Consider the following 17,687-nt stretch of genomic DNA (forward strand, 5'->3'; position numbering starts at 1 on the left):
CGGATGGAACTACACCTGCACGCGGCCAAAACGTGAGAAAGGCCGGATTGGCACAGAGTCAGGCGGACACGGGGCGTAGTCGTCGCAGTAAACGACCCACAAACGACCCCGGTCCGGTGCTGCAACGAGAGCGGGAAATCGTCAGGGTGTAAGGGCGCCTTCCGCCGGTAGGGCACGTTCCGGTTTCACCGACAAGCTGAGAGCACTGACCAGTTCTAACCATGTTGACAGTTGACAGATGTCTCATTCGAGAGGGCTGCACAGGCGCATGAGTGGCTATTTCACCACGGAATTCCATGAACGGCTCCGGGCCCAGGTCCGGGCCTTCGCCGAGTCCGAAGTCCGTCCCCGCATACCCGAGATGGAGGCGTCCAAGTCCGTCCAGCACGAGCTGTCGCAGCTCATCGCCTGGCAGGGCTGGCTCGGCGTCACCATCGATCCCGCGTACGGCGGCATGGGCGCCGGCCACGTCGCGAAGACGATCATCATCGAGGAGCTGGCGCGGGTCAGCGGGGCCATGGGCGCCATGGTGCAGGCGTCACAGCTCGGCGTCGCGAAGATCATCCACTTCGGCAGCGACAGCCAGAAGAAGACCTGGCTCCCCGAGATCGCGGCCGGCGGCTGTCTGCCCACCATCGCCGTGACCGAGGCCGGTTCCGGCGGCCACGTCCTGGGCATGGAGGCCACCGCCCACCGCGACGGCGACGACTACATCCTCAACGGCTCGAAGGTCTTCGTCGGCAACTCGCACGTCGGGGATCTGCACGGTGTCGTGGTGCGCACCGGACCGGGCAGCAAGGGCCTCTCCGCGTTCCTCGTGGAGGCGGACCGCCCCGGCTTCTCGCTCGCCCCGCACCGGCCCGCGATGGGCCTGCACGGCTTCTCCTTCGGTGAGCTGATCTTCAACAACTGCCGGGTGCCCGCGGCGAATCTGCTGGGCAACGAGGGCGACGGGCTGCCCGTCGCGTACTCCTCCAGCATCCTGTACGGGCGGGCCAACCTCACCGCCGTCGCGCTGGGCATCCACCGGGCGATCCTGGAGGAGACGGTCAAGTTCGCCACCAGCCGCCAGCGCTACGGTGCTCCGCTCTCCGAACTCCCGACGATCAAGCAGAAGTTGGGGAAGATGCAGTCGCAGCTCATGACGGCGCGGCTGGCGGCCTACCACGCGGTGCATCTGCTGGACCAGGGACTGCCCTGCGACGCCGAGCTGATGAACGCCAAGCTGGTGAACGTCGAGTCGGCGATGGACTCCGCCCGTACGGCGATGGAGATCCACGCGGGCATCGGCCTGTCGGCGGACCGCCCGATCGAGCGCTACACGCGCGACGCGTTCCACATCTTCGCCCCGGCCGGCACCTCCGACATCCAGCTCCAGCGGCTGGCGGAGACGGCGCTGGGCACGTCCAAGGGCGACTGGTCACGACGACTGGCCGCCCACACCGGAGTGGGGGCGGCCGTCCCGGTCTGACGGATCGTCAGACCGCGTGATGCTGTGTCGGTGACAAGCCGAGTGACGTCGTGTCAGGTCCTGTCCGTGCGGACGGGGCCTGGTTCGCTGCACGACGTGAAGGTTCCTTCACCGTGAGGTTCTCCTCGCCGCGAAGGTTTCCACGGCGTGAGCGTCTCCTGGACGTGAAGGTGCCCTCGTCGCGAAGGTCTCCTCGTCGTGAGGGTCGCCTCGCGGACGTCACCCGGTGAAGCGAGCGGGCCCGCCCGTCAGCGCGGGCCGCCGCCGGTACGCCGGTAGATGAGGTTCATCAGCTGGTCGCGGCTCTCCTTGATGAGCTGGAGGGTGTCGCGGCCCGTCTCCTTGCCGCGCGGGTCGGTCCCGACGAAGCAGACCGTGCCCAGCACCGTGTCCGTACGCTCGTCGATGAGCGGAGCGCCCGCGTACGTACGGATACCGATCAGGTCGACCACCTCGTTCGAGGCGAAGCGCGGGTACGCGTACACGTCCGGAAGTACCAGCGCCTTGCGGCGGTTGAGCACGTCCGGGCAGTACCCGTGGTCGCGGGACATGATCCGGCTCACCTCGGGCGCGCTGCTCGCCTCCGGTCCGGACGGGCCCGCCGGGGACGCGGACGGGGTGTGCAGCCCGGCGAAGAACTGGTGGCCGGTGATGAAGTTGACCATCGCGTACGGCGCGCCCGCCGCCTGCGCGAGCTGGGTCGCGAAGGCGTCGAACTCGGCGTCCGGCACATCGCCCAGGCCCAGTTCACGCAGCCGGGCCTCCCGCCGCGCCAATTCCGTGTCGGGCGCCGGGAGATGCAGGCCCGCTTCGCTGTCGTACGTCATGAGGTGGCTCCCAGATCGCTGGAGTGCTGAAGGGGGGGTGCGGCGGGCGCGGCCCGGACGGCCTGCTCCCGCGCGCGGCGGAGCGAGACCGTGTGCGCGTACGAGACGAGTGAGACCAGTACGTGCTTCGCGGACCCGGGGTCGCGCGCGTCGCAGAGCAACACCGGTACGTCCGCCTTGAGTTCGAGCGCCTCACGGACCTCTTCCGAGCTGTACCGGTAGGCGTCCTCCGCGTCGAACTCGTTGACGGCGACGACGAACGGCACGTCGCGGCTCTCGAAGTACTCGACGGCGGCGAAGCAGTCGAGCAGCCGGCGGGTGTCGGCCAGGACGACGGCCCCGATGGCGCCCAGCGACAGGTCGTCCCAGGTGAACCAGAAACGCTGCTGGCCGGGAGTGCCGAAGAGCAGCAGCACCATGTTCTGCTTCTGGAGGGTGATCCTGCCGAAGTCCAGGGCCACCGTGGTGGTGTCCTTCGACTCGATGCCCTCCAGCCGGTCCGTACCGGTACGGCTGCTCGCGGAGGTCAGGGTCTCCTCCGTCGACAGCGGTTTGATCTCGCTGACCGCGCCGATCATGGTGGTCTTGCCTACGCCGAAGCCGCCCCCGACCACTATCTTCAGGGCGATGGGATCGTCAGACGACATAGGTTCGTAGCCCCTCAAGCACTGCCTCCAGCAGGTTCGGATCTTTCGGGTCGGCCGTACGCGTCGGCATGGCCATGATGAGCGCGCCCGCGTCCAGCAGATCGGAGAGCAGGATCTTCGCCACCTGGACCGGCTGGCCCAGGGTGGCGGCGACCTCCGCGACCGACCGTGCCTCGCCGCGGCAGAGCGCGAGACAGTGTGCCGCCTCCGGACTGAGGTAGCCCTCCGGCGCGGTGGCGCGCGCCTTGAGGAGCGACGACAGACTCATCTCGTTCGTGGGCCTGGTGCGCCCACCCGTCAGGGCGTACGGACGGAGCTCGTGCTCGTCGTCGTCGACCCAGGGGGTGCCGTCTAAAGCCGACATGTCAGAGTGCCCGGTCGTCGGAGGCGGGCTGCCTGAGCCGTGGCGGCGTACTCAGGTGTTCGGGCACGCTCTTGACGAGCTGACCCATCTCGAAACCGACCGCGCCCAGGTCGGCGCTGTCGGAGGCCAGCACGCCCAGGACGGCGCCGGGGCCGGCCATGGACACGAAGAGCAGTCCGTTGTCGTGCTCCACCACCACCTGCCTGACCCGGCCGTCGGCGGGACCCTTGATGTCACGGACGCCGCCGGCCAGGGAACAGAGCGCGGTGCTGATCGCACTGAGCTTGTCCGCCGAGTCGATGCTCAGACCGTAGGAATGCTTGCGCACTCCGTCGCTGGAAGCCAGGACAGCGCCTTCGGTACCGGGGACGCGCCTGATGAAATCAGCCATCAACCAGTCCAGATCGGGCTGCTGGGCCGAAAAAACTTCGTTTGGCAAGGGAGTGACTCCGTAAGTGGTTGGGCGACCGCCGAAGGCAGCGTCAGCTCGTCTGGTCGGGGGGCCCCTGCGGGCCGTCTTCCGAACTGGCGAGCCTGATGCCGGAGGCGAAACGAGCCATCAGATCCGGATTCGGGGCGACGACCTGCCGGTCGGCGTCGGCGAGCCGCGGGAACTCGGGTCCGCGGTACGTCTCGCTCCGCCGGGGCAGCGTGGGCCGACGACCGGGGGAAGCGCCGGCGTCGCTGGGGGGTGAGGCCGGGGTGGATCGGGGGACCTCGGGGGGTATGTCGGCAGAGCCGGTGGTGGAGCGGCCGGCACTGGATGGGCCGGGGTTGGGGTGGGCGGTGGCGGGGGGTCGGCCGCCACCCTGGTGACCGGAGTCCTGGTGGTTTCCGGTGAGGTACGGGGAGTCCGAGCGGCTCCCCGCGTGGGCGCCGCCGCTGTGGGCGGTGCTCGCGGCGTAGGCGGACTTCCGCTGGGGGAGCGGGAGTTCACCGTTGCCGCCGGTTCCGTTGCTGCTGCCGTTGGCGCTGTTGCCGCCGTTCGATCCGGCAGCCGCCGCGGCAGCCGCGGCGTGGGCCGCGGGGGAGCCTATGCGGCGTACGGACGTGGACGACTCGCCGTGCGAACCGCGGCCGTTGCGGGAGCCGCGGGCGCCCGCCTCGGCCGGGAGCGAGCCGCGGTGGTCGGCGCCGCCGGACGCGTGCTGGGGGACTCCGTACGGCGACTGGTGGGGCGTCTGGGGTGCTTGGGGGGTCTGGTGTGTCTGGGGTGTCTCGTACGTCGAGTGGGTCGTCTGGTGCGACTCGTACGTCTGGTGAGCTGTCGAGGGGGTGGGGTGGGAGGCCGACGCGTGGGGCTGGTGCGCCTGGTGAGTCGTCTGGTGGTCCGGGAGGAACTGCGACGCGGCCGGGGAGCCGGTCGTGGCGGACGTCGGCTGCGGGTGCGGCCAGGCGCCGTCCGACGGGGACTCGGGGGTCTGCTGCGTACGCGGCGTGTGCTCCGGCGCGTGCTCCTGCTGCCGGGACCGCCCCTGCTCCTGGCCCTGACGCTGGGCGGGCGCGGGCGCCGCGGAGTCGAGCAGCGCGCTCGGCAGGACGACGACGGCCTGCGTACCGCCGTAGATGTTCCGCCGCAGCGCCACGTCGATGTCGTGCCTGCGCGCGATCTGCGCGACCACGAACAGACCGATCCGGCCGTCCTCCAGCTGCGCGCGGATGTCGAACTGGTCCGGCCGGGTGAGCAGCCGGTTCATCCGCTCCAGCTTGTCGGGCGCCATCGGCAGACCGCGGTCGTCGATCTCGATCGCGAGACCGGCCGGGACACGCTCGGCGCGCAGCGTCACCTGGGTCTCGGGGGCGGAGAACCGGGCCGCGTTCTCGACGAGTTCGGCCAGCAGGTGGATGACCTCGGCCGCCGCGTAGCCGGGCAGCGTGCCCTCGGGCGGCTGGATGACACGTACGCGCGCGTACTGCTCGATCTCGGCGACACCCTGGCGCAGCACGGTCGGCAGCGGCACGGGCTTGTTGATACGGCGGGGGACCGCGCCGCCCATCACGGCCAGGCTCTCCACCTGGCGGCGGAACTGGGTGACCAGGTGGTCGACACCGAACAGGCCGCCGAGCAGGTCCGGGTCCTCGACCTCGCTCTCCAGATTGTCCAGCCGGGCCAGCGCGCGGTTGACCAGCGCGTGCAGCCGCTGCGCGATGTTGACGAACACGTCGACCTGCTGGCGGGCGCCCGCCTCGGCGACGGCGGCCAGCGCCTGGTGCTGCGCGAGACGCAGGGTCTGTTCCAGGTCCGCGAACGGGTTGCCCTGGCTGACCGGGTGCGGCAGCGCCTCGGGCAGCTGGGGGCGCTCGCCGCGGCTGATCTGCTCCAGCAGCTGGGCGATGCTCTTCTGCCCCTCGGCGGTCACGGCCTCGAAGCGCTCGACCCACTGGCGGGCCGACGTGGCGTTCGTGACCCGCTGTTCGTGCACGGCGGCGGCGACGGCGGCGGCCTTGCGGGCCGCGTTGACCGTCATGGCCAGGCCGATCACGGCGGCGGCGCCGGAGACGGACCAGGTCTCCACGGAGTTCCCGGCGTAGTGCCACATGGACCCGGAGCCGGCGGCCAGCACCATGACGGAGGCCACGGGCGTCACGACGAGCGAGCGGATCCGCTTGCGCAGACCCTTCTCGGTGGCCAGATTCCGGCCGGCCTTGACCGGGGCGGCGGGCCCCGTCTGGGACTGGACGTGGTTCTGAGCCTGGATCTGGGCCTGGTTCTGAGGCTGGGCCTGGTCGGCGGACCGGCTGTTCCGTGCGGAACGTCCGCGCCGCCGGCCGTTACGACGGTCGGCGGGGGCGGCGTGCGGGGAGAGTTCAGGCATAAATGTCCTCGGTACGACGGGGACCGGCGGATGAAGGTGAAGGGGCCGCGCTTCGGCGCCGGCTGGGGGCTCCGGATACGTGTGCCGGGCGTCGTCGGCCGGACCGGGCAGCCAGGGGACGCCCCGGCTCACCGTCCCGGGCGCCGCCCTCGGGAGCTGCCGCGTCGGCCGGTCGGCACGTCCGGGCCGGCGGGGCGAGCGTGAGGAAGCGGACCATGGGGATAAGGAGCCTTCACAGACGGGCAGTTGGACGGGGCAGGCACATGCCAGCGTCATTAGGAGCCATAACAAGCTTGGTAGCTGGGCGCGTTCGCCGCCACGGGCGGAGGGGGTCGTTCAGTGGTCGTTTGACCCTCGGGGCGTCGCCCGGTGAACCGCGCAAAAGCGGCTATTCACTTGAATACTCACTCGAACGCAAAGGCGCCGTCGGTGTGATCCGACGCGGAAACGACCGCCAAACGATCGAAATCGCGGACTGGCGCGATCGGCGGAGGTTCGCGATTGAGGAGAAGGTAAGAAGAAATTGAGGAGGCGCTCTCGGCGCGCACGCGACAATCTTCTATCCAACTCTCCCCGGTGGCAAGGCACTTGAAACATGATCGACCTCCACGACGGGGAGAATCGGTGGAGTGGGAGTGGGCGCGGGAGTTCTGTGTGGGTGTGGGAGTTCCGCGTGGGCGTGCGCGCGGGCGTGGAGGTGGGCGGGCGCGTGGGCGTGTGCCGCGCGTGGAGGTGGGCGTGCGCGTGGGCGTGTGCCGCGCGTGGAGGTGGGCGGGCGCGTGGGCGTGTGCCGCGCGTGGAGGTGGGCGGGCGCGTGGGCGTGTGCCGCGCGTGGAGGTGGGCGTGCGCGTGGGCGTGTGCCGCGCGTGGAGGTGGGCGGGCGCGTGGGCGTGTGCCGCGCGTGGAGGTGGGCGTGCGCGTGGGCGTGTGCCGCGCGTGGAGGTGGGCGTGCGCGTGGGCGTGTGCCGCGCGTGGAGGTGGGCGTACGCCTGGGCGTGGTCACGGACGCGGGCCGTGGGCGCACGGCGCACGGGGTGCGTGATCGCGGGAGTCGGCCGAGGCGGCGGTGAGGTGGCGGCGAGGCCGGGCGGGGAGTCGCGTCGCTGGGGCCGCGTCGTTGTGGCCGCCCGCCGGGCACCGCCCGGCTCGCTCATCCGTCCCCTCCGCTCCTCCGTCTCTCCGTCCCGCCGTCCCGCGCATTTCCCTCGGCGCCTCACTTCGGGGCGAGTTCACCGACGAACCGCAGGACCTCGTCGAGCTGGTCCATGCTGAGCAGCCGACTGCGCGGCCGGAGCATGCCGGAGCTTCCGTACGCTCCCAACTCCGCGCAACGGCCCAGCAGCCAGGGCCAGTCGATCGCCAAATAGTCCGCCAGGGAACGCAGTCGGCGCGCCGAGGTGGCTCCCTCGATCACACTGTTCGCGCGCGCGTGGTCGATCGCCTGGGTGTACGTACGGACCTGGGACCGCTGATCCGTAATTCCGACCCGCCAAATACCGTCGGAACGAAGCCAGTTGGCCACGATCACCCGGTCGTCGGGAGCCAGTACGAATTCGTCGATCTGCGAGTACTCCTCTTCCGCGCAGACCCATGCGGTCAGCCCGTGCATCTCCATCAGGGCGACGGTGAGAAAGAGCAGGATGCGCTCGTAGGGCTCGCTGTCCTTGACGGACTGTTCCGGAATGCAGAAGGCGTGCCCCGGCCGTACCGACGAATCGGCGTGCCGGGCCACCGTACGGGCCAGATGCTCGTGCTTGTGCCGGAAGAACAGCCAGGCCGCGCCTTCCTCACCGGTCTGCTCGCGCGTCCAGTGGAAAGGCGGCTCGGTCACCTCGCCGAGATGGCGCTCGATGTGCAGCGCGCAGAAGTACGAGCCCAGCCAGGCGGCGCCCACCCGCGACAACTCGGGAACCGCCGAATGCGCCACCGCCGAGCGCGGCATCGCTAAATGGCTTTCCAGCTCCCGCTGTTCGCTGTCGAGGATGTGGTCGTCGGCGAGGAGGCTGTCCTCCAGATTGAGCATGGCCCACAGGACGCCGAAGGTCAGATCGTCCAGCCGGTACGGCTTCGGGATCGGCAGCGTGCCGCGCGGGTCGGCGTCCAACTGGTAGCGCGCGCGGGCGGAATCGAGCACGAACAGACCCTCGCCGCCGCTCGCGCCGAGCGAGGCCAGCAACAGGGCGCGGCGCGCGGGCTGTACGAACGCGCGCAGATGGGGGTTCTCCTCGACGGCGACGGAGACCACCTCGTCCTGCGACGTCGCCTCGTACATCTGGGCGGGCACCGCCGTACCGTCGAAGATCCGCAGACCGTCCAGATACCAGAGCCCGCCGGTGCCGGCCGCGGCCTCGGAGGGGGAGAGCGAGGAACTCGACCACAGGGCGTCCATCGAGCGGGCGGCGGCGAGCGACGACCCGTGCGGCAGCCGGGCGGGCACCACCTCGCGGCTGGGCACGCGCTGGAGCAGCAGATCGACCTCGACGCCGAGCATGTACGCGAGGACGGTGGCCGCATCGCCCTGGGGGGACTGGGTGCCGGCCAGCCAGCGCTTGAAGGTGATGCGGGAGACGGAGACGTTGCCGACGCGGCTGTTGCCGTACTCCTTGGCCGCGCGCCGGGCGGCGAGGCTGAACTGCACGTCGAAGACGGCGAACTTGGCCCAGTTGAGCCGCTCCAGCAGCACCCGCAGGAGGGTCGGCGGACGCTGGTCGGGATGGGCGAGTGCCCGGTCGGCTGCCCGGTCGCCCGCCCGCTCGACCACCACCCGCCCGGCGGCCTTCTGGACGGCCTTCTCGGTGGCGGTGACGACGGGGTACCCGTTCTCGTCAGGGGTCACGAGCCGAGCCCCCCTCGGGAAACCGGAGCGGCGTGGTCAGATAGTCGAAGCGGAATTGCCATCCAGCTGACTCATCCTCACGGTGTCGTACGCACGGTCTCGCATGCCGACTCGCATGCCAAATCTGTTGTCCCAGCGCACACATGATCACTCCGAGCGCGCGCCGCTGTCCAGCAGAACCCTGGCCAGAGGTTCGACGGATAGTCAACAGCCTTCACTAATACCGCAGTTGATATCCGCACGGTGCAGGGTCCGCGACGACGACCCCGTCGTCGCACGCGCGAAGCGGAACGACGACCGCCCGGCGCGCCACCCCTCGCGCGGGGGACCTCACCGCGTACGGGAGAGCTGTTCGCGTACCCACGCCGGATCGGGGTTCACATGCGCCCGACCCGCGACAACGACGGTCGGCACCGTCTCGTCACCCCCGTTGGCGGCCCGCACGGCGGCGGCCCCGGCGGGGTCGCGCCAGATGTCGACCCAGTGCAACTCCCGCGCCCGACGGCCCAACCGGAAGCGCAGCCGGAGGCAGTACGTACACCCCGGCCGCCAGAACACCACGGGCCGCCCGTCGGCATCCCCGAGCCGCCGTGCCTCCTCAACCCCGACGGACCTCGGAAACACCAGCGGCGAGTTGACCCAGGCAAGCACCCCGAACACCACGAGAAACCCGACGCCCGCCCCGGGACTCCCGCCGTACACCAGCCCGGCCGCGGCGACGCCCCCGCAGAACACCAGCACGACGGCCAAACCCCAGACACGTGTCATGGGGCGGCAGGCTACTCCCGGCGGGGCCCGCCTGTGGCGGACCCCGGGGGGAGGAACGGAAACGGGATCGGGAACAGGGCGGGGGCCCGGGTTCTGCGGCCTCGACCGGGGCCAGGCTTCAGCAAGATCAATTGGGGGCGAAATGGGGGCCGCTCGGTTCTCACGTCTTCGAGTGAGGCTTCCCGTCCTCTGTATGTGCCGAATCCGTTCCGGCTGGGCCGGAGACAGCGACCTTCCCGGCTGTGCTGAGGTGGCAGCGCGATCTGAGGAGGTGTAGCGCCGAGGTCCGCGGCAGCTTGCGGTACGCATTCTGAGGCATATGCCGTTGGTTGCATGATGGAGCGGTGGCAGATCGAGATCGAGCCTGAGGTGCGGGATCGGCTGGAGCTCCTTCCGTCTCTACCGGCGGGTCGAGGACAAGACGGACCGACTGTTGGACGAGCCGACGACCCTCGGCGAGCCGTACTCACGGCATCTGGGAGGCAAGCTCCGTGAGCTCCGCTTTGACTTGGACGGTGAGGCCGTACGCATTCCGTACTGGCCGGCGACGGGACAACGGATCGTGCTGCTGACGGTCTTCCGCAGGACGAGGATGCGTGGAGCGGCGGAAGTCGAGCGTGCGCACCAGGTCCGGAAGATTTGCGAGGCCGAGCACGGCCATGCCCAGCACACGTACGAACGGCGCAAGGAGAGCTGATGAACCACAGCACGTGGCGTACGCGCCGAACCCGGCAACTCGCGGGGGAGGCGGTGGAGTACGGCCAGGAGTACGTCGACGCCGCCTGGCCGGCGACCTCGGCCAGGCGGTCTACGACCGTCGCATCGAGCTCGGCCTGTCCCAGACGGAGCTCGCGGAGCGGGCCGGGATGACGCAGCCCCAGGTCTCCCTGATGGAGGGCGGCGACACCGTGCCGACTCTTCCGCTGCTGCGGCGCTTGGCCAAGGCCCTGGACGGCACTCTCAACCTGACGATCGACGAAGGCGACTCGCATGTCACCTTCACCCCGCACGCCGCCTGAGTCGCCGAAGGGCACCCACGGAGTCCGTAGGTGCCCTTTTCTGTGCCCCCGGCAGGATTCGAACCTGCGACACCCGCTTTAGGAGAGCGGTGCTCTATCCCCTGAGCTACGGAGGCGGGGCTGGTGGATATCGCGCCGACAACCCGGAAGGCGATCGACACTCGGCCACTTCAAAGTCCCAGGTCAGGTGGGCTTCCCCGGCGCCCCGTGGTCGCCGTGGAAGCGACGGCTGGGCGTGCGGGGTGGAGCTCCTGACCTGAGACAGGGTAGCGGATTCGAGGGCGGAGGGTGGCTGTCGGCTGGGCGCACCAGCTGGGATCTCGTCGGGAAGGGGATTCGCGAGGTGGGCATGGGTTGCGGCGGCTCGGCTGCGGGGTTGGCGACCGGACATCGGGCGCCGCATCGCCGTGGGAGGCGGGGGCCGGTGAGTCGGCCGGGAGGTGGCCGACGCCCGTCAGGCGCCCAATGGGGCGCCCCCTGGAACCACTTGGGACGACGAGGGCGTCTCCTCACATGATCGGGCGGTTTTGCTGGGACTGTTCTGGCCGTGGCGAAGGGGGCTTTCGCGTCGTGGGTTACACCATTCCCGAAGGCGTCGACACGATGCTCGATGTGATCGGTGTGGGCTGGCCGAACGTCGATGAGGACGCCTACCGTGACATGGCGGACGCGTTACGGGAGTTCGCGGATGACGCGGACGACGACGGGCACGCCGCGCACCGGCACATCCAGCGACTGCTTTCCAGCGGGCAGAGCGAGTCCCTGACCGCTCTGGACGCCCACTGGTCCAAGGTGCAGGGCAAGCACAAGGATCTGGCGAAGGCGGCCCGGATCATCGCGGGCGCGCTCGACCGTGTCGCTGATCTCATCGTGGCCCGGAAGATGGCCGCGGTCGGTGAACTCGCCGATCTGTGCGCCACGGTGGGGATCACGCTCGCCTTCGCTCCGTTGACGGCCGGGCTGTCGACGCTCCTGGCGGGTGCGAAGATCGCGGCCACCCGGATCGCGTTCAAGAGAATCCTCAAGGAGATGGCGGAGGCAGCCGTCGCGGAGATCGTCGCCACTCTCACGGAACCGGCGGTCGCCGCGATCGAGAACGTCGTGGCGGACCTGGCGATCCAGGCGGCGCTGAACGTCGTCGGCGTACAGAACGGCATCGACACCGACCGGACGGTGCAGGCCGGCAAGGACGGACTCCAGCTCAACTCCGCCCCGGGAGCGGGCGGTCCGGGCCCCGGCGGCGGACCGGTCATTGACCACGACGCGCACGGGGACACCGGCACACACCTGGCCGGTGTCCAGGTCTCCATGCGGGACAAGACCGGCGGCAAACTCACCAAGGCCAAGAGCCACCACGGCCGCGCCAAGGGCAAGGACTCGCTGACCGCCGTCCTCGACACGACCATCGAAGGCGTGACCGAGAAACTCGGCAAGGCACTGGGGGACCTCGGCGACCACGTCGGCAAGACTCTGCCCAACTCCATCACCGCGAGCTCGAAGACTCACAAGGACGCCGACCAGGACGTCCGCGACGGAGTGAGGAGTGTCAAGTCCCCGCCGGGAAAGGACAAGGGCGTCCCCGGTGGTGGGGGCGGTGGCGGTGGCGGGGGGAACGGCGGGGGCCCGTCCGGCGGAGGTCCCAACGGGAAGCCCCTGAGCCCCCAACCCGGCTGGCACGGGAAGAGCGCCGGCAAGATGAAGCACCACCGACGCGACGCACTTGACGTGAATCATCTGAGTGAGGAGCAGCAGCGGGCCGCCCTTGTCCGGGAGACGCGCGACCTAGCCGACAGTGCCCGTGACCAGGAGGCGGGGCACAATCCGCCCGGCAAGGACCGTCTGGTGAAGTCGTGCGCGGGAGGGCTGCTGCACGAGGGGACACTGACGAGCCACTCGAGCTCCACCAAACGGCACGGACAAACGCTCCTCGACACCCACCCCGCGCTCAAGAGCGTCGTGGATCAGGTGGAGAAGGACATTCGCGCGGACAACGAGAACCCGGGCGCGGGGCATGGCAAGTGCGCCGAGATCGCGCTTGTATCCGACCGGCTCCATGGTATAGAAGAAAGAGACAACGCAACGATCAGCACGCCAGAAGATATTCGCCGAGTGATGAGCGGAGCACTTGTCTACTCCCTGCAAATCGGAGAACAGGACTCGCCCACCGGGTTGAAAGAGCACGGCGATTACAAAGAGCCGTGTCGCTCGTGCTCAAGAATTCTTCCGCTGATCGGTGTCGAGGCACACAGTTAGATTGGGGGCGACGATGCCGATACTTTCCACAGCCGAAGAAGTCGACGCGTGGCTGACGGAAGCCGGCTGGTACCCGGGCCGTGACGTCGGTGAGGAGGCGTCCGACGCGATCGCGGCCGTGGTCGAGCGATACCGTTCCTACGGCGTGGACATCGAGCCTTCCGCACCTGCCCGCGCTTTCATCAGGGAGCACGCTTTCCTTCTGGCTGTCATCGACACCGCTCCGGAGAACTTCGCGGTTTTCACGCCGCATCTCGTCTTCAAGGGAGACGCCGAGGAAATCTCCGAGCTGGCCGGAGACCTCGGTGTGAAACTCTTTCCGGTCGGATACGACACGTACGACGGCTCCACCATCCTCATGGACGACACCGGTCGGTTCTTCTTTTCGCACCACACCGGGGCGTATTATCTGGGGCGCGAAAAATACGAGGCGTTGATGAGCCTGATGAGCAGTGATATGGAAGATGCGGAGGACTACTTTGTCTGACCTCGTTCCGGGTGTGGCCGCGTCACTGCTCGTCCACGGCCGGATCTTCAGCCACACCAGTCTCGGCGGCGACGAGCAGCCCGATCTCCACCCCGCCGTGCTGGAATTCTTCGACGAACTGCCCGTGGAGCAGCGCGAGTCCTTCATCGGATACTGCGCCGAGTCCGCTCTCGTCTCGGACCAGTTGTGGGCGCTCGACCGCCTGCGCGCCGACGGGGGGACGACGACTCTTGACGAGGCCGCCACGCATCTCACCGCCGCGGCCCTTGTCGCACAGAAGATTCGCGGCCACGGCGATCCCGAGCACGGCACTCCCGCACAGGTGTGCCGCTCCTGCTCGGCACTGCTCGACCGGCTCGGCATCGACGTCATCGACTCATGACACGGGGCGTGGACGCGCTGACGACCGCCGGCTGGTACGAGGGCCGTGATGTCAGGGACAACGCCCTGTCGGCTGTCCTCAGGACTGTCGCACTCGTCGAGCCGGTGGCCGACGGAGCGGCGTGGGTGCTGTTCCCGGCCGCCGAACGGGCCTTGCGTGAGTTCCATGGGCTGCGCCTGCCCCCTGACGGACCAGGCCGCGATGTGGCGGCCACGGGATGCGTGATCGACCCCACGGAGGCCCGGCACGCGCTGCGCCCGTTCCTGCTTCTCGGTGAGGCGACGGGCTCCCGGCTGTTTCCCTTCGGCCGTACGGACACGGACGCGCTGCTCGCGGTCGACGAGGAAGGCCGTCTCTTCGCGGTCGACCACGGCGGGCGCTGGCAGCTGGGTGACACCGTGCGTGAGGGCGTCGCCGCGCTGACGGAGGGACGCGCCCCGCACCGTGTCGCCGCTCGGCGGTGGGCCTGGGACATCCCGCCGATGGAGGACGGAAAGCCGCTGGTCAACGCCGTACGTACCGCGCTGGTGGCCGTGTACGTCCTGCACCACCGGCGGGTTTTCAGCGCCCGCGAGCTGCGGCTGACCGTCACGACCCTGCGCGGCATCGGAGGGGAGGCGGTGGACCGCGCCGTACCTCTGCCGGGCGGCACGCTGGAGGAGAACGCCGCGCCGCTCGCGGCCACGATGGAGGAACTGATAGAGGCCCGGGGCGCCACCACGACGGGCGCCGAACTCAAGCTCACCGTACGCGCTCCGCGGAACGCCACCGTCCCGCTGTCGTCCGTCAGCTGCGCCGTGCGCACAGGGCATTCCGCGAGGGCCCCGGCGATGACGGAACTCTCCCTCTCCGCAGGCGCGGGCGCCTCGGTCGGCCGGGCCCGGGAGGCCGTCCGGTCCTGTTCCGAGGATCTGTCGCGATACGCCGGAAATCCGTCGCCGTGACGGTTTCCCGGTAGTCGGATTCCCGGTTGTCGGGTCTCCTGGCGGGTACAGGGGCGGCGTCCGGTGTACCCGGCGGTATGCGAACCTGCGACACCCTCTTTAGGAGAGCGGTGCTCCATCCTCTGGGCTGGAGGGCGGAGGCGCGGCTTCCGGGGCGCCGACAGGGGTCGGGTGGGGCGGCGGCATTTCAACTCGCTTGTCAGGATCGAGCCCTGTGTAAGGATGAGCCCGTCGCGCGGCAATGGGCCGCGCGCCCGTATGTTTCCCTCTCCTGGATGGCCTTGGATGCAGAGCTCTCAGCGTCGTATCGTCCGAACCGCGCCTCTTTCCGGCTCGGACGAGTCCGTTTCGCGGCCGCAGCACAGTGGTCTCTTCCTGGAGGCCCAGTACACCGTCGACCTGCCCCCGCTGGACGACGAGGCGGAATTCGAGACCGGACCCGACGCGCACCCGCAACCGCACGCCCACCGCGCAGGGCGCTCGCATGTCGGGGGATGAGCACGACGCGGACGTCGAGGCGAGCGTCCTGCTCGACGGGCTGACCGTCGACGACCGGAAACCCGAGCAGCCCGTCCTCCTCGACGAGGACGGCCACCCCATACAGACATGGCGGCAGAACTACCCGTACGACAAGAAGATACGGCGCCGTGAGTACGAGCGGACCAAGCGCGTCCTCCAGATCGAACTGCTCAAGTTCCAGCGCTGGGTTAGGGAGACCGGCCAGCGCGTCGTCGTGGTCTGCGAGGGCCGGGACGCGGCGGGCAAGGGCGGCACGATCCAGCGGTTCACCGAGCGGCTCAACCCGCGCGGCGCCCGCGTGGTGGCCCTGGAGAAGCCCACCGAGCGCGAGGCGGGGCAGTGGTACTTCCAGCGGTACGTGGCGCATCTGCCGTCCGCCGGGGAGATCGTCTTCTTCGACCGGTCCTGGTACAACCGGGCCGGGGTCGAGCGGGTGATGGGCTTCTGCACCCCGGAGGAGTACGAGCACTTCCTCCGCCAGGCCCCCCAGTTCGAGCGGATGCTCACGGACGACGGCATCCTGCTGGTGAAGTTCTGGTTCTCCGTCTCGCACGACGAACAGCGCACCCGGTTCGCGATCCGCCAGATCGACCCCGTACGGCAGTGGAAGCTCTCACCCACCGACCTCGCGTCGCTCGACCTCTGGGACGCGTACACCGCCGCGAAGGTCGACATGTTCCGCGCCACGGACACCGCGCACGCGCCCTGGACCGTGGTCAAGAACAACGACAAGAAGCGGGGCCGGCTGGAGGCCATGCGCAGCCTGCTGTGGCGGACGGACTACGACCAGAAGGACGAGACGCTCCTCGGAGCGCCCGATCCGCTCATCGTGGGCCCGGCGGACACCCTGCTCGAAGCGGGCGAGGAGTCCACCGACCTGTCCCCGACACCGCTGGCCCCCCGCGCGGAGGGCCCCGGCGACCATCCGGCGGAGCCGGGACACCCCGTACGGCCGGAGCGCCCGGCGGAGCCGGGGGACTGAGCGCGCGCGGGCGGTTCACAGGTAGCGGCGGATCGGCACCACGGACGCCTCACGGACCCGCTGCGCCAGCGAGCGGCGCTTCCAGCGGCGCGGGCAGATCGGCTCGCTGACGGTCAGGTCCTCCTCGAAGTGCCGGTCCAGTTCGGCCGTGAGGGACTCGTCCAGCACGGCGAGCATGACCTCCTCGTCGTGGTCCAGCGAGCGCCGGTTGAAGTTCGTGGACCCGATCAGCGAGGCGATCGAGTCGACGGTGATGACCTTCGCGTGCATCATCGTCGGCTGGTACTGGTAGATCTTCACCCCGCACGCCGTCAGATCCTCGTAGTAGCGCTGGCCGGCCAGCAGACAGACCCGCTTGTCGGTGTGCGGCCCCGGGAGCAGGATCTCCACCGAGACCCCGCGCCGGGCCGTCGCGCACAGCAGCTCCACGAAGTACGCGTCGGGCGCGAAGTACGCCGTCGCCAGCCGTACGCGCTCCTCCGCCGACTCCAGCATGACCCGGATCAGGGTCTGCATGTCCTGCCAGCCGAAGCTCGCCGACCCGCGCACGACCTGGACGATCGCCTCGCCGTGCGCGTCCTGCTCGACGAACCGGTCCCGGTCGTCGAACATCTCCGTGTGGCACTCCGCCCAGTTCTGCGTGAACGCGGCGGCGATCCCGTCCACCGCGGCCCCGCGCACCCGTACGTGCGTGTCACGCCACTCGTGCTCGTTCCGCGCGTCACCGCACCACTCCTCGGCGATGCCCACACCGCCGGTGAACGCGGTCTGCTCGTCCACCACCAGCACCTTGCGGTGGCAGCGGTGGTTCTGCTTGAGCGGCGAGAGGTACAACGGCTTGCGGAACCAGGCCACATGCACCCCGGCCCGCTCCATCTCCTCCAGCTGGTCCTTCTCGATCAGCCGGCTGCCGAAGCCGTCCAGCAGCAGGCGCACCCGTACTCCGGCGCGCGCCCGCTCGCTGAGCGCCTGCGCGAACTCGTTGGCTATGTCACCGCGCCAGTAGACGAACGTCATCATGTCGACGGTGTGTTCGGCGCCCCGGATGCTCTCCAGCATCCCGGCGAAGATCTCGTCGCCGTTGCGCAGCGGGACGAGCGAGTTGCCCGTGGTCATGGCGATGCCGATCAGCCGCTCCAGGCGCCGCCGTATGCGCTGGATCTTCTCCGGGGACGCGGTGGGAGCGGTGGGTTCCCTGGGTGCTGTCGATTCTGTGGCCTCTGTGGCCTCTGTCGACTCTGCCGTGCCTGCCGGGTTTGTCGCGTCTGTCGAGTCCGTCGCGTCCGTGGACTTCGTGGACTCGGCGGACTCCTCCGTCTCCGCGGACGGTGCGGGCTCCGCGTTCGGGGCCGGCGTCATTCTGTGCTGCGAG

General features: G+C 69.6%; 14 protein-coding genes, 1 tRNA gene and 2 pseudogenes. 8 read left to right on the top strand and 9 right to left on the bottom strand.

Annotated features, from left to right (window positions below):
• The first annotated feature begins 268 nt into the window (after nucleotides 1-268).
• Entirely contained in the window at nucleotides 269-1,471 is a 1,203-nt protein-coding gene (locus OG875_RS18020) for an acyl-CoA dehydrogenase family protein (RefSeq protein WP_330175249.1), read from the top strand.
• Between the two features lie 248 nt (nucleotides 1,472-1,719).
• Here the strand turns inward: OG875_RS18020 and OG875_RS18025 are convergent, their stop codons facing one another.
• From OG875_RS18025 to OG875_RS18055, 7 genes are all read right to left on the bottom strand, one after another.
• Nucleotides 1,720-2,298: a GAF domain-containing protein gene (locus OG875_RS18025; RefSeq protein ID WP_330175250.1), complete on the bottom strand. Its 579-nt coding sequence runs from the start codon at nucleotides 2,296-2,298 to the stop codon at nucleotides 1,720-1,722.
• Complete coding sequence (locus tag OG875_RS18030) at nucleotides 2,295-2,945, bottom strand: GTP-binding protein (RefSeq protein WP_330175251.1); 651 nt, start codon at nucleotides 2,943-2,945, stop codon at nucleotides 2,295-2,297. The genes OG875_RS18025 and OG875_RS18030 overlap by 4 nt, the downstream gene beginning before the upstream one ends.
• Nucleotides 2,935-3,309: a DUF742 domain-containing protein gene (locus tag OG875_RS18035; protein WP_330175252.1), complete on the bottom strand. Its 375-nt coding sequence runs from the start codon at nucleotides 3,307-3,309 to the stop codon at nucleotides 2,935-2,937. The genes OG875_RS18030 and OG875_RS18035 overlap by 11 nt, the downstream gene beginning before the upstream one ends.
• A 1-nt stretch (nucleotide 3,310) precedes the next feature.
• Nucleotides 3,311-3,700: a roadblock/LC7 domain-containing protein gene (locus OG875_RS18040; RefSeq protein ID WP_330175253.1), complete on the bottom strand. Its 390-nt coding sequence runs from the start codon at nucleotides 3,698-3,700 to the stop codon at nucleotides 3,311-3,313.
• A gap of 91 nt (nucleotides 3,701-3,791) precedes the next feature.
• Nucleotides 3,792-6,125, bottom strand: a complete 2,334-nt coding sequence (locus tag OG875_RS18045; RefSeq protein WP_330175254.1) for an ATP-binding protein — start codon at nucleotides 6,123-6,125, stop codon at nucleotides 3,792-3,794.
• Nucleotides 6,126-7,338: 1,213 nt separating this feature from the next.
• Nucleotides 7,339-8,961 (bottom strand): hypothetical protein, encoded by a 1,623-nt coding sequence (locus OG875_RS18050; RefSeq protein WP_330175255.1) that lies wholly within the window; start codon nucleotides 8,959-8,961, stop codon nucleotides 7,339-7,341.
• Nucleotides 8,962-9,291: 330 nt separating this feature from the next.
• Entirely contained in the window at nucleotides 9,292-9,729 is a 438-nt protein-coding gene (locus OG875_RS18055; protein ID WP_330175256.1) for a glutaredoxin domain-containing protein, read from the bottom strand.
• 333 nt (nucleotides 9,730-10,062) lie between these two features.
• Here OG875_RS18055 and OG875_RS18060 point away from each other — a divergent pair.
• Nucleotides 10,063-10,426 (top strand): annotated as a pseudogene (locus OG875_RS18060) (type II toxin-antitoxin system RelE/ParE family toxin).
• Nucleotides 10,426-10,748 (top strand): annotated as a pseudogene (locus OG875_RS18065) (helix-turn-helix domain-containing protein). Before OG875_RS18060 ends, OG875_RS18065 begins: the two co-directional pseudogenes overlap by 1 nt.
• A 43-nt stretch (nucleotides 10,749-10,791) precedes the next feature.
• On the opposite strand, the gene OG875_RS18070 reads toward OG875_RS18065, so the two are convergent.
• Nucleotides 10,792-10,864, bottom strand: a tRNA-Arg gene (locus OG875_RS18070).
• Between the two features lie 454 nt (nucleotides 10,865-11,318).
• On the opposite strand from OG875_RS18070, the gene OG875_RS18075 reads away from it, so the two are divergent.
• The 5 genes from OG875_RS18075 (at nucleotide 11,319) to ppk2 (ending at nucleotide 16,315) form a co-directional block, all read left to right on the top strand.
• Complete coding sequence (locus OG875_RS18075) at nucleotides 11,319-13,001, top strand: YwqJ-related putative deaminase (protein WP_330175257.1); 1,683 nt, start codon at nucleotides 11,319-11,321, stop codon at nucleotides 12,999-13,001.
• Nucleotides 13,002-13,014: 13 nt separating this feature from the next.
• On the top strand, nucleotides 13,015-13,488 hold the full coding sequence (locus OG875_RS18080; protein ID WP_330175258.1) for an SUKH-3 domain-containing protein: 474 nt from the start codon (nucleotides 13,015-13,017) through the stop codon (nucleotides 13,486-13,488).
• A complete protein-coding gene (locus OG875_RS18085) occupies nucleotides 13,481-13,870 on the top strand; it encodes a YwqJ-related putative deaminase (protein ID WP_330175259.1) in 390 nt (129 codons plus the stop codon). Before OG875_RS18080 ends, OG875_RS18085 begins: the two co-directional genes overlap by 8 nt.
• A complete protein-coding gene (locus OG875_RS18090; protein WP_330175260.1) occupies nucleotides 13,867-14,814 on the top strand; it encodes an SUKH-3 domain-containing protein in 948 nt (315 codons plus the stop codon). The genes OG875_RS18085 and OG875_RS18090 overlap by 4 nt, the downstream gene beginning before the upstream one ends.
• 484 nt (nucleotides 14,815-15,298) lie before the next feature.
• The gene (gene ppk2, locus OG875_RS18095; RefSeq protein ID WP_330175261.1) at nucleotides 15,299-16,315 is read left to right on the top strand and encodes a polyphosphate kinase 2; all 1,017 of its coding nucleotides are present in this window, start codon (nucleotides 15,299-15,301) and stop codon (nucleotides 16,313-16,315) included.
• 15 nt (nucleotides 16,316-16,330) lie between these two features.
• Here the strand turns inward: ppk2 and OG875_RS18100 are convergent, their stop codons facing one another.
• A complete protein-coding gene (locus OG875_RS18100; RefSeq protein WP_330175262.1) occupies nucleotides 16,331-17,674 on the bottom strand; it encodes a phospholipase D-like domain-containing protein in 1,344 nt (447 codons plus the stop codon).
• Between the last annotated feature and the right edge of the window lie 13 nt (nucleotides 17,675-17,687).

The sequence above is a fragment of the Streptomyces sp. NBC_01498 genome (genome assembly GCF_036327775.1).
Lineage (GTDB): Bacteria > Actinomycetota > Actinomycetes > Streptomycetales > Streptomycetaceae > Streptomyces.